This window comes from Pectobacterium sp. F1-1, from assembly GCF_025643735.1.
Classification (GTDB): Bacteria; Pseudomonadota; Gammaproteobacteria; order Enterobacterales; family Enterobacteriaceae; genus Pectobacterium; species Pectobacterium colocasium.
Genome location: NZ_CP104733.1, coordinates 3,462,073 through 3,474,241, shown reverse-complemented (window position 1 = coordinate 3,474,241; position 12,169 = coordinate 3,462,073). Strand labels below are relative to the sequence as shown.

Sequence of the window (12,169 nt, the reverse complement as noted above, 5' to 3'; positions counted from 1 at the left end):
CATGCCTAAGATAGTTTTTTTACCGCATCAGGATCTGTGTCCTGAAGGTGCGGTGTTGGAAGCGGAACGCGGTGAAAGCATTCTGGAAGTCGCTTTGCGTAACGGTATTGACGTTGAGCACGCCTGCGAGAAATCCTGCGCCTGCACCACCTGCCACTGCATCGTGCGTGAAGGGTTTGACTCGCTGGCGGAAAGCACGGAAGAAGAAGACGACATGCTGGATAAAGCGTGGGGGCTGGAGCCGGAAAGCCGTCTGGGCTGTCAGGCGCGTATCGCCGGGGACGATCTGGTTGTCGAGATGCCGCGCTACACGATCAACCATGCACGCGAGCATTGATCTGAATAAGGAGAAACCGCGATGGGATTAAAATGGACAGACAGCCGGGCTATCGGCGAAGCGCTTTACGATCAGTTTCCCGATCTCGATCCGAAAACCGTGCGTTTCACAGACATGCACCAATGGATCTGCGAACTGGATGAATTTGATGATCGGCCGGACGCTTCCAATGAAAAAATTCTGGAAGCGATCCTGCTGGTCTGGTTAGATGAAGCTGAATAGCACAATGACGGGGCTGCCTTGGGTGGCCCGTTTTATTCTCGTGCCAAAATTCGTAACATTTTCATGTCATGATGCACAGTTTATTTATCGGTAAGCTGAATATTGATAAACAAGCACTGATAAATAACGTATCTGCAACTATGAAAAGCACCTGCAAACATGAAAAGTGGCAGGCATACCCATTATCGGAGAAGCACTATGACGAACAATACCATGCTGATTTCACTCTCCACTCAACCTGCTGATGCGCGCTGGGGAGAAAAAGCGACGCTGAGTGTGAATGAGCAGGGGTTTACCATTCATGTTGGAACGACGTCGCTGAATGGTAAAGCTGCACTGGCGGTGATCCAGCGTGCTGCCCGCAAAATCGATGGGCAGGGGATCAAACACGTTAAACTGGCAGGTGAAGGCTGGGATCTGGCAAACAGCTGGGCATTCTGGCAGGGTTATCGCGGGCCGAAAGGGCAAAGAACGGTTGAGTGGGCGGAACTGAATGAGGCCGATCAGAAAGAGTTTAACGATCGGCTGAAGATTGTGGACTGGGTGCGTGACACCATTAACCTGCCTGCTGAAGATTTGGGGCCAGAGCAGTTGGCAACCCGCGCGGTCGATCTGCTGTGTGACGTTGCCTGTGATGCTGTTAGCTACCGCATCACCAAAGGTGAAGATCTACGTGAGCAAAATTATGCCGGCCTGCACACGGTCGGCCGCGGCTCTGAACGTCAGCCGGTGCTACTGGCGCTGGACTATAACCCAACGGGTAATGCGGATGCGCCAGTGTTCGCCTGTCTGGTGGGGAAAGGGATTACGTTTGATACCGGCGGCTACAGTCTGAAACCGAGCAGCTCTATGGATTCCATGAAATCAGATATGGGCGGTGCAGCTACTCTGACTGGCGCACTGGCGCTGGCGGCGGCGCGTGGTTTGCAACAGCGCGTGAAACTGTATCTGTGCTGTGCGGACAACATGGTGAGTGGCAATGCATTCCGACTGGGCGATATTATTCGCTACCGCAACGGCAAGACGGTTGAAGTCATGAACACCGATGCGGAAGGGCGTCTGGTACTGGCGGACGGCCTGATCGATGCCTCCGAGCAGAACCCGCAGTGGATTATCGACTGTGCAACGCTGACGGGCGCGGCGAAAACGGCGCTGGGCAACGACTATCACGCGCTGTTCAGCTTTGATGACGAGCTGGTGGCGGCATTGCAGGACAGTGCGAAAGAAGAGAATGAGCCGTTCTGGCGTCTGCCGCTGGAAGAGTTCCACCGTAGTCACCTGCCGTCCAGCTTTGCCGATCTGAACAATATTGCCAGCGGTGCGCACACCGCCGGTGCCAGCACGGCGGCGGCTTTCCTGTCGCACTTTGTGAAAAATTACCAACAGGGCTGGCTGCACATCGACTGTTCCGCGACGTACCGTAAAGGCGCGGTGGATCAGTGGGCGACAGGTGCAACGGGGCTCGGCGTACGCACGCTGGCGAATCTCTTGCTGAGCAACGCCAAATAGTCGTTTCAGACTTATCTGCCATTTACCGAATGTGTTGAGACATAACGCCGCGCCTCATGCGTAATGCTAGTCACTTAAGCATGGGGTTAGGGGGAAACACAGTGATGAGGCTCCCGCAGGGATGCCTCGCATCGTGGTAGCCCCCGGTATCTCGATCCTTAACCGATCGGCATTAGAGCCTCACGCGTCGGTTTTTTAACGTAATCATGTTGAGGAAAGTATGGAGTTTTCGCCACGTAATAAACTGGAAGAAGTGCTGATTCTGGCTGCAACGGAACCCGCACATCGTCCTGAGTTTTTCAGTGAACTGATGGAAGCCACGGTGTTTGTGTTGGGCACGACCGATGACGGGGATGAATCCGGTGAGGTGGTGTTGCATGCGGGCAGTAATGTGAATATCCAACACTGGGAAAAAGACGATGGCTCATCTGCTATTCCTTTCTTCTCTTCTCTGGAAGCTTTACAGAGCGTGATTACGGAAGAAGCGTCTTTTCTGGCTCTACCGACGCGTTCGCTGTTTGAAATGACACAGGGCGTCACGCTGTTCCTCAATCCTAAACTTCCGTATGGCAAAGAGTTTTTGCCGCAGGAAATTGAACATATTCTGTCTGGCGAAGGTCACGGTTTTGTTCAGCAGCGTATCGTCGAAGAAGAGATGCAGGTCTTGCTGAGTCAGCCAGCCGAGATGCCAGCACAGATGATTGATTCCCTGACGCAGCTGTTTACCAAGCATCGCCATGTAAAACGAGCGTTTTTGGCGCAGATTCAGGAGCCGGGCGAAGAACAGCCCCACCTGCTGATTGGGATTGATGTCGATCAGGATGAAGAAACCATCATCCGTGAAGCGGGCAGCGTCGCCAGTGATACCTTGCCGGACGAGCGTCCTGTCGATCTGTGTTTGGTGAAAGAAGGTGAGCCGGGGATCAGCCACTACATGATTAAACACACCACGCCGTTCTATGAACGCAAGTGGGGGAGTTTCCTGAGGGAGTTTAAGGCCACCGGCAACGCCTGATACCGATTATGTAAATTTGATACAGGCGACAGCGGATTACGATTTTTCCGCTGTTGCCTGCAACAACAGTAAATCGATCAGCATCACCAGATTCGATTCAAATGAGCTAATCTCGCCAGCTTCCGCCGCATAGTGAACCGCATCATCGTAGAGCCGGAAGTGTAAATCGGCCAACTCGCCTAATGAATTCAACGACGCTCGGGTAAACGCGATCACCTTCATGCCAATGTTTTTGGCGATACGCGCCTTATCCAACACTTGTTCGGTCTCTCCACTGCGGGAGATAGCGATAAACACCTGATATTTCGGTGCGTTATTAAGAAAAATGCCTCGGCTGTCTCCTAGCCCGGAAGAGAACGCATCTTTCCCCAACACCTGTAACTTCTTCGCCAAATACTCGGCAAACAGATGGGAGAACCCCGCGCCATAGAGGAAAAAATGGCTTTCCTGTCGCAGGATAGCGCTGAACGTCGCTCTATCCTGATGGCTAATGTAGGCAAATGTGCGGCGGTAATTATCGACAAAATGCGGGAAGGCATCGGGAAGCGAAGCGTCATCAGGCGTGTCGACGGGCGAGGGAGCAAGACGCGGATTATCCGTGAGCAGCGTTTTACAGTGATAAATGAATTCGCTGTAGCCGCTAAAGCCGATTTTCTGGCACAGCCGCATGATGGTGGCGGTGGAGACATAGGTCTTCTGCGCCAGTTCACGCACCGTTATTTTGCCTATCAACGACGAATGTTCGGCGATAAAAGCCAGCACGCGATACTCCGCGCGCGTCAGTACCTGACCATGCTGCATTAAGGATGCCAGCCGATTATCCACCCGCTACCCCTGATTGACGGCAAATAACACACTGAACGGGATTAATCGCGCGCAATCGGAACATCATCGCGGCTACCCCAATCACTCCATGAACCGTCGTACAGCGTCACATTCGGGACATTTAACTGCGTCAGCGCCAGCACAACGACAGATGCCGTGACGCCGGAGCCACAGCTAGCGACGATAGGGCGAGTGAAATCCACCCCATTCTTATGCAGAATGGTTGCCAGTTCAGCGTTGGGTTTCAGCGCACCGTTATGTACTAAATCGGTCCACGGCACGTTCAGGCTGCCGGGAATATGGCCGCGATGCAGGCCGGGACGCGGTTCGTCCACTTCGGCATGAAAGCGCGGCGCGGGACGGGCATCGACAATCTGTTCTGATTTATCCCGGCTGATGGAAAGTACATCATCGCGTGAGCGAATCGCGCTTTCATCCAACGTAGCGTGAAACGTGGTTGGTTTCGGTGTCACATCACCCTGTTCCAACGGCATATTTTGCGCTTTCCAGCCTGCCAGACCCCCGCTCAGGATTGAAAGGGATGTCGCACCGAAGGTGTGCAACATCCACCACGCGCGCGGCGCTGAGAAGAGATTTCCTTCATCGTAAATCACCAGATGCTGCTGGTTATCAATCCCCAACTCGCTCATCGCCCGTGCGAAGTTTTCGCGAGTTGGCATCATATGCGGCAGATCGGTACTGTGATCGGACAGGGTTTCAATATCAAAAAAAACCGCGCCAGGTAGGTGACCGGCGCGGTATTCGGCATGAATATCACGGGTGGTGTTGCCCGGTGGCAGCATTCGGGCATCAATGAGTGTGATACTGCTGTTATTCAGGCGGCTGGCAAGCCAGTCTGCGGAAACAAACCGCTCATGAGAAACGGGCAAATCAGAAGACGATGCTGACATAGATCCTCCACGTTGGGGCCGACGAATTCAGCCCCGAATCTACCATTGATATTCAATGGTAGATTCATTGTCAGCGATTTTCCCTCATCCGACAAGTCGCAGATTATTGGGCGATACCGTCTCTATATGCTTGTTTTAATTGCGGCCAGTAATCCTGATTGGCTTCAATCATCTCATCCAGAATGGCTTTGGCGTGCTGCATCGTCGGCACGGTACGGTTCAGGGTAAATGCCTGCAAGGCCTTCTCGTAGCTGCCTTCCAGCGTGGCTTCTACTAGCAATTGTTCGGACGCCAACTGCTGTTCCAGTAAGGCACGATGGAACTGCGGTACGTTCCCCATCCGCACCGGCTCCGGCCCTTGCGCGGTGATATAGGCGGGCACTTCGACCATCGCGTCGTACGGCAGATTGGCGATGGCACCTTTATTCTCGACGATCACCAGATGACGCTGACGCAGATCGAACGCCAGCGAGCAGGCGACATCAACAATGAACGCGCCGTGTACGCCAACGTGGAACGCATCCGACAGAATACCGGTTTCTTTGTAGCTGGCGGCGGCTGCAAACAGCTTCTTCTCACGCCCGTCCATCACTTCATTGGCGCGCGTGTAGTCAGGGTCCTGATGCTCCACGATCTGATTCGGCATCAGGTAGTACTGCAAATACGGATTTGGCACGAACTCCGGGAAATGATCCATGACGGGTTTGATGTTGCGCCAGGTTTTCACCCACGATGGATCGGCGTGTTGTGGGTCAGTATCGGCGGCATCGGCGGTCAGCAGACCGTAGCGGGCGATGTGTTCGCGCAACTCCGGCATACGATCGACACCATCGACCAGCACGCGGGTAAACCAGCCGAAGTGGTTCAACCCGAAATAGTCCACCGTGATGTCGTGACGATCGACGCCCAGCACGGCGGCAATGTTACGCATCGCGGCAACCGGCATGTCGCAGATATTCAGCACGCGGGCGTTAGGACGCAGGCGGCGTACGCCTTCGGCAACGATTGCGGCAGGGTTGGAGTAATTGACGATCCACGCCTCTTTATGCGCATAGCGCTCAACCAGATCGATCAGCTCAGCCATAGGCAGAATGGTGCGCAGGCCGTAGGCCAGTCCGCCGGGGCCACAGGTTTCCTGCCCGACGACGCCGTGACGTAGCGGGATTTTCTCGTCCTGCTCGCGCATCTTGTACTGCCCGACACGCATCTGGGCAAAGACAAAGTGGGCGCCGCTAAACGCGGTCTCCGCGTCGGTCGTGACGGTAAAAACGATGCTGTCACTGTGGTCACGAATGACCTTTTCCACCACCGGCGCGATGATGTCCTGCCGTGGGCCGTCGATGTCATACAAACGAATCTCTGCCAGCGGGAAATCCGCGAGACGTACCATCAGACTCTTTACGATGCCTGGGGTATAGGTGCTGCCGCCGCCGGCAATGGTCAGAATGAATGGGGGTTTCGTCATGGTCAGTCTCCTGTTAAAGCGCGTTTTCAACTGCTTCGCGTATCGTTTTGACGTGAAGTCCGTAAACCACCTGTACGTTGTTACCCTGCCGGATAACGGCTTTCGCACCGGTGTTCTTAAGCTGTTGTTCGTCTACCAGATTCGGGTCGATCAGCGTGACCCGCAGGCGCGTGTAACAGTTATCCACTACCTCGATGTTTGGTTTACCGCCCAGTCCGGCAATAATGGTAGCGCCGACAGGCGGAGCATCGTTCTTCACTGCGTCCTGCGTTTTTACCTGGCTCTCGGCTTTCGCCTGATATTCGTTTTTAGAGTACAGGCGCGTCTCTTCCTCATCGGTTTCACGTCCGGGTGTTGGCATATCGAAATACAGAATCAGGAAGCGGAAGACGAAGAAGTAAATCACCGACATAGTCAGCCCAACCGCGATGTACATCGGCCAGTTAGATTTCTCGATGCCCAGCGGCAGGTTATAAAGCAGGAAGTCGATGACGCCGTTGGCACCAATGGCATGCACGCCCATGATGGAGAACAGCATCATGCCTATGCCAGTTAGTACGGCGTGGACGGCAAATAGCATGGGCGCGACGAACAGGAAGGAGAATTCCAGCGGCTCGGTGACACCCAGCAAGAAAGAGGTAAAAGCGGCCGGAATCAGAATGGCTTTGGCTGCCAGACGCTTTTCTGGCTTCGCTGTGACGTACATCGCCAATGCGGCGGCAGTCAGACCAAACATTTTACTGATGCCACGTGCGTCCCAGACTACGGTGGAACTCAGCTGTTTGACGTCCTGACAGGCCATTTCAGCAAAATAGATGTTGCGTGCGCCCTGATACAACTTGCCGCATACCTCTGCGGTGCCGCCCAGTTCGGTGTACAGGAATGGGGTATAGACCAGGTGATGCAGCCCGGTGGGGATTAGCACGCGTTCCAGAAAACCATAAATGGCGATGCCAACAGGGCCTGCCCCCTTAATCGCGAAAGCCAGCCAGGTAATGCCGTGCTGAGCAAACGGCCACAGCGCGCTCATCGCAAAGCCCAGCGCAATCGCCAGCGGAATAACCAGAATGGCAACGAAGCAGTGGCCGGAATAAATCGCCATGACACCGTTAAACTGTTTACTGGAATAGCGGTTATACAGATAGCCTGCGAATCCGCCGATCAGGATACCGGCGAAAACGCCCATTTCCAGCACCTGAACGCCCAGCACCATGCCTTGTCCGGCGGAGCGCATCTCTGCGACTGGCACGAGTTTGCCCTGTAATTGCAGCGTGATATTCATGGCGTTAATGAAGATGATGAACATCACCAGACCGATCAGCGCAGCGTAGCCCTTATCGCGTTTTGCCAATCCAATCGGGATCCCAACGGCGAATACCAGCGCCAAATTAGCCAGAATCGCTACAGCAGATTTGGAAACCAGTTGACCAAAATCCTGAATTAAAGGGTGATTAAGTAAAGGGACATAGCCCGCTAAGTTGCCGTTACCAAACACGTTCCCAAATGCGATGAATAGCCCGACAATCGGGAGTATCAGCACTGGCCCATACAGGGACTTGCCGAAATTTTGCAATGCATTGACCGCTCTTTTCATTATCAGCCCTCTTACTGGCCATTATGGTGGGTACAGCAGCAAGGCTAGCAGTGAACGATAAGAGAATTCTAGTTATCTTATTGTTTTAAAAACAAATAACCTATAACGTTACAAGTAACCTTCAGAACTGTGATCGCTGATGATTTGTTACATCCCGCGCAAGGGCTGTGGGGGACGAAAAAGTGCGAGGCGTAATCGTTAATGAAGAGGAAATGAGAGGTAACATTTTTTTAATAAAATGTTATTTCCTTGGTAGGCAACAAAGGTCTCTGCACCTATAATTTGCGCCACTTTCACTGGCTGGGTAGACAATTCTTATAATCCGGCTGCAATCTGACAGTTTAGTTAATGAGGTCAATATGACGATAGAACGTACCTTCTCCATCGTAAAACCGAATGCGGTTGCCAAGAATGCCATTGGTTCGATTTACGCACGCTTTGAAAGCGCCGGTTTTACCCTTGTTGCGGCTAAAATGCTGCGCCTGAGCCGTGAGCAAGCGGAAGGCTTTTACGCTGAGCATAAAGGCAAGCCGTTCTTTGATGGCCTGGTTGAATTCATGATGTCTGGCCCAATCATGGTGCAGGTGCTGGAAGGTGAAAACGCCGTTCAACGTAACCGTGACATCATGGGTGCCACCAACCCGGCAAATGCACTGGCGGGCACGCTGCGTGCGGATTACGCTGACAGCTTCACGGCGAACGCGGTACACGGTTCTGATTCTATTGAATCTGCTCAGCGTGAAATCGCGTATTTCTTCAGCGATGATGAAATCTGCCCGCGCGCGTAATCTTGCGGGTAATAAACAGGTTAGCGCGTGTGATGTTGCTTCTTTTTCGTTGCGTTAATGTGCCGTGTCGAAGCAATGACACAGAAAAAAAGCGGTGATGGTAGCTTACCTGTTTTAAACTTTGTACAATGCTGCGCCCCAGATGAGCCTGCACTTATCCGGGGCGTTTCTTTGGTCATAACCATCGAATTCAACCTTCTTTTTAGCGCCATAACGTGTAATAACGAGGCCAGGATTGACAATGTCTAAGCAAATCGCGTCTGAAACCGTCGTGCCTGAAACGACCGCATCTACGACTGTCGCATCTACAACAACTACCGTATCCGAGCAAACCGTGTCCGAATTCTCTCCGGCGTCCGCTGATGCCTCTCAATCCGTTAAAACCAGTGCGGAAAAAATCAACCTGTTGGATCTTAACCGCCAGCAAATGCGTGACCTCTTCATGTCGATGGGAGAGAAACCGTTCCGCGCCGATCAGGTCATGAAATGGATTTATCACTACTGCTGTGATGACTTCAACCAGATGACGGATATTAACAAAGTCTTCCGCAGCAAATTGCAGGAAGTCGCTGAGATTCGCGCGCCTGAAGTCGTAGATGAACAACGTTCTTCCGACGGCACGATTAAGTGGGCGATTCTGGTGGGCGGCCAGCGGGTCGAAACGGTTTATATTCCTGAAGAAGATCGCGCCACGCTGTGCGTATCTTCTCAGGTAGGCTGCGCGCTGGAGTGCAAATTCTGTTCAACGGCACAGCAGGGCTTTAACCGTAACCTGCGCGTATCGGAAATTATCGGCCAGGTGTGGCGTGCGGCGAAGATTATCGGCGCTTTTAAAGTCACTGGTCAGCGTCCCATCACCAACGTCGTCATGATGGGAATGGGTGAACCGCTGCTGAACCTGACCAACGTGGTGCCAGCGATGGAAATCATGCTGGATGACTTCGGTTTCGGCCTGTCCAAGCGTCGTGTGACGCTGTCCACGTCTGGTGTCGTGCCTGCGTTGGATAAACTGGGCGATATGATTGATGTTGCGCTGGCGATTTCTTTGCATGCGCCGACCGACGACATCCGCAACGAAATCATGCCGATCAACAAAAAGTACAATATCGAGATGTTCCTGAGCGCGGTGCGTCGCTATCTGGAAAAATCCAATGCGAATCAGGGACGTGTTACCGTTGAGTACGTGATGTTGGATCATATCAATGACGGCACCGAGCACGCACATCAACTGGCTGAATGCCTGAAAGATACGCCGTGCAAAATTAACCTGATTCCGTGGAACCCGTTCCCGGGCGCGCCGTATGGCCGCAGCTCAAACAGCCGCGTTGACCGTTTCTCCAAGGTACTGATGGAGTATGGCTTCACGACGATCGTACGTAAAACCCGTGGGGATGACATTGATGCGGCCTGCGGCCAGTTGGCGGGCGAAGTCGTGGACAGAACTAAACGTACGCTGAAGAAGAAAATGGCAGGTGAACCTATCGCGGTGAAAGCGGTCTAAGATCAAATGGCGCGCGGGTTAGCGTGGAAACGCTAACCCGGTGTCTGCCGCTGAGGTAATTTGCAGGACAAACGTGAGCAAATTGCGAGGCGCGCCGCGTTGTTGCCAGGCCTGACTGCCACTCTGCTTATATTCAGGTAACCTCTCTGACACAAGGATGTCTGGCTAGGATGACAATGAGAGGGAACAGGGATGGCAAAGGTTCTATCACAGGGATGGTCTCTATCACAGAGAATCGCGTTATTACGCGGAACGTACGGGCTGAGTGGCCTGTTCGCGGTGCTGTTGCTGGTGGGGTGTATGCATTCGCCTCAGGAGGCGACAAGCCCAGCGCTCGCTCAAACCCGCTTGCAACTGGGGCTGGCGTATCTGGCGCACAATAATCTGGATTCGGCTCGGCAGAATCTTGAAAAAGCGGTGGCGATTGCTCCGCAGGATTATCGAACACAATTGGGGATGGCGCTTTACGAACAGCGGATAGGTGAAAACCGCCTTGCCGAACAGCGTTATCAGCATGTGTTGAACATGGCGCCGGAAAATGGCAGCGTCATGAATAATTACGGTGCGTTTCTGTGTAGTTTAGGGCAGTATGTAGCGGCGCAGCGACAGTTTAGTGCGGCTGCACAACTTCCTGATTACAGTCAGGTTGCTGATGCGTTGGAAAATGCGGGATACTGCTTTTTCCATGCCGGACAGACTGAAAACGCGCGCAATTTATTAAGTCGGGCGCTGAAATATGACCCGACGAAAGGCAGTGCCTTGCTGGCGGAAGCAAACAGACAGTTTGATGCCGGGAAAAATGAGCAAGCGCGGCTGCTGCTTGATGTTTATCAGCATACTCTTTCGGCCAGTGCCGAAAGCTTATGGTTACAGATTCGTTTCGCCGCGTTGGCGGGCCATGATGGCGATAAAAAACGTTATGGCAACCTGCTGGCGCGAAGTTTTCCACAATCTAAACAGTACCAGCACTTCTTAGCTAATGAATACTGAAGCCACCCAAGATACAACAGAAGCAAAACTACCCGGTGAACGTCTGCGTGAGGCGCGTGAACGTCTTGGATTTACCCAGCAAACTATTGCCGAGCGTTTGTGCCTTAAAATTTCCACCGTTCGTGATATTGAAGACGGTACGACGCCTGCCGATTTAGCGCCGACTTTTCTGCGCGGCTATATCCGTTCTTATGCCAAGCTGGTTCATTTACCCGAAGATGAGCTGCTTCCCATTGTGGATAAACAGGCCATACCTAAAACGATCTCTGTCTCGCCGATGCAGAGTTTTTCGCTGAAAAAAAGCCGCAAAAAGCGTGATGGCTGGTTGATGACAATCACCTGGCTGGTCGTGCTGGTTGTGCTAGGGCTAACGGGCGCATGGTGGTGGCAAAACCATCAGGCTCAGCAGGCGGAAATCAACAGCATGGTCGATCACGCCAGTTCGATGCAGGCGCAGACGGAAGGGCAGCCCGTCCCGTTGATGGACAACAGCGCACCGCAGGAAACAGCGGCACAGAATTCTGCTGCGGTACCGGTTTCAACGCCGGTTGACCTGTCTGCGACTGTCGCGGCGACACCTTCAGCGCCTTCTTCTTCCGTTTCTGCAACAACCCCGTCACCAGTCTCTTCCAGCCCATCGCCTTCACAGGCGAACGCCGCGCAGCCTCAGGCTGCGGGTAGTGCGCTGTTAGGCGCTGGGGCAGTTGCCCCTGCTACGGGTACGGTAGCGGAGAGCAATCCCGTCTCTGCTGCCCATGCATTGGTCATGACTTTCACGGCCGATTGCTGGTTGGAAGTGACCGATGCCAGCGGCAAAAAACTGTTCAGCGGTATGCAGCGTAATGGTGGCACGCTGAATCTGGATGGTCAGTCACCCTATAAACTTAAAATTGGCGCACCTGCTGCGGTACAGATTCAATTTCAAGGCAAGCCGGTTGATTTAAGCCGCTTTGTGCGCAGCAATCAGGTTGCACGCCTGACGCTGACCGCAGAATAACGTGTTGTTCAGGTA

The 12,169-nt window shown here is 53.3% G+C and carries 12 protein-coding genes; 8 read left to right on the top strand and 4 right to left on the bottom strand.

The features are described 5' to 3' along the window. Position 1 precedes the first annotated feature (1 nt). The 4 genes from fdx to sseB all read left to right on the top strand — a co-directional run bounded on the left by fdx (position 2) and on the right by sseB (position 3,083). Positions 2 to 337 carry an ISC system 2Fe-2S type ferredoxin gene (gene fdx, locus NAL19_RS15510; protein ID WP_263057817.1) on the top strand — a complete coding sequence of 112 codons (336 nt, stop codon included), beginning with the start codon at positions 2 to 4 and terminating at the stop codon, positions 335 to 337. Between the two features lie 21 nt (positions 338 to 358). Next, entirely contained in the window at positions 359 to 559 is a 201-nt protein-coding gene (iscX, locus tag NAL19_RS15505) for a Fe-S cluster assembly protein IscX (protein ID WP_010280073.1), read from the top strand. Positions 560 to 757: 198 nt separating this feature from the next. Next, positions 758 to 2,068 (top strand): aminopeptidase PepB, encoded by a 1,311-nt coding sequence (pepB, locus tag NAL19_RS15500; RefSeq protein ID WP_225085414.1) that lies wholly within the window; start codon positions 758 to 760, stop codon positions 2,066 to 2,068. A gap of 220 nt (positions 2,069 to 2,288) precedes the next feature. Then, the gene (gene sseB / locus NAL19_RS15495) at positions 2,289 to 3,083 is read left to right on the top strand and encodes an enhanced serine sensitivity protein SseB (RefSeq protein WP_263057816.1); all 795 of its coding nucleotides are present in this window, start codon (positions 2,289 to 2,291) and stop codon (positions 3,081 to 3,083) included. Positions 3,084 to 3,119: 36 nt separating this feature from the next. Here the strand turns inward: sseB and NAL19_RS15490 are convergent, their stop codons facing one another. The 4 genes from NAL19_RS15490 to NAL19_RS15475 all read right to left on the bottom strand — a co-directional run bounded on the left by NAL19_RS15490 (position 3,120) and on the right by NAL19_RS15475 (position 7,878). After that, a complete protein-coding gene (locus tag NAL19_RS15490; RefSeq protein WP_263057815.1) occupies positions 3,120 to 3,908 on the bottom strand; it encodes a MurR/RpiR family transcriptional regulator in 789 nt (262 codons plus the stop codon). A 41-nt stretch (positions 3,909 to 3,949) separates the two neighbouring features. Further along, on the bottom strand, positions 3,950 to 4,819 hold the full coding sequence (gene sseA / locus NAL19_RS15485) for a 3-mercaptopyruvate sulfurtransferase (RefSeq protein ID WP_263057814.1): 870 nt from the start codon (positions 4,817 to 4,819) through the stop codon (positions 3,950 to 3,952). Between the two features lie 103 nt (positions 4,820 to 4,922). Then, entirely contained in the window at positions 4,923 to 6,284 is a 1,362-nt protein-coding gene (locus tag NAL19_RS15480; RefSeq protein WP_263057813.1) for a 6-phospho-alpha-glucosidase, read from the bottom strand. A gap of 13 nt (positions 6,285 to 6,297) precedes the next feature. After that, on the bottom strand, positions 6,298 to 7,878 hold the full coding sequence (locus NAL19_RS15475; protein ID WP_263057812.1) for a PTS transporter subunit EIIC: 1,581 nt from the start codon (positions 7,876 to 7,878) through the stop codon (positions 6,298 to 6,300). A gap of 359 nt (positions 7,879 to 8,237) precedes the next feature. On the opposite strand from NAL19_RS15475, the gene ndk reads away from it, so the two are divergent. The 4 genes from ndk to rodZ all read left to right on the top strand — a co-directional run bounded on the left by ndk (position 8,238) and on the right by rodZ (position 12,154). Beyond that, on the top strand, positions 8,238 to 8,666 hold the full coding sequence (ndk, locus tag NAL19_RS15470) for a nucleoside-diphosphate kinase (RefSeq protein ID WP_015841195.1): 429 nt from the start codon (positions 8,238 to 8,240) through the stop codon (positions 8,664 to 8,666). Between the two features lie 241 nt (positions 8,667 to 8,907). Further along, entirely contained in the window at positions 8,908 to 10,167 is a 1,260-nt protein-coding gene (locus tag NAL19_RS15465) for a bifunctional tRNA (adenosine(37)-C2)-methyltransferase TrmG/ribosomal RNA large subunit methyltransferase RlmN (RefSeq protein ID WP_225085408.1), read from the top strand. Positions 10,168 to 10,359: 192 nt separating this feature from the next. Further along, positions 10,360 to 11,157 (top strand): type IV pilus biogenesis/stability protein PilW, encoded by a 798-nt coding sequence (pilW, locus tag NAL19_RS15460; RefSeq protein WP_263057811.1) that lies wholly within the window; start codon positions 10,360 to 10,362, stop codon positions 11,155 to 11,157. Next, the gene (gene rodZ, locus NAL19_RS15455; protein WP_263057810.1) at positions 11,147 to 12,154 is read left to right on the top strand and encodes a cytoskeleton protein RodZ; all 1,008 of its coding nucleotides are present in this window, start codon (positions 11,147 to 11,149) and stop codon (positions 12,152 to 12,154) included. Before pilW ends, rodZ begins: the two co-directional genes overlap by 11 nt. The last annotated feature ends 15 nt before the right edge of the window (positions 12,155 to 12,169 follow it).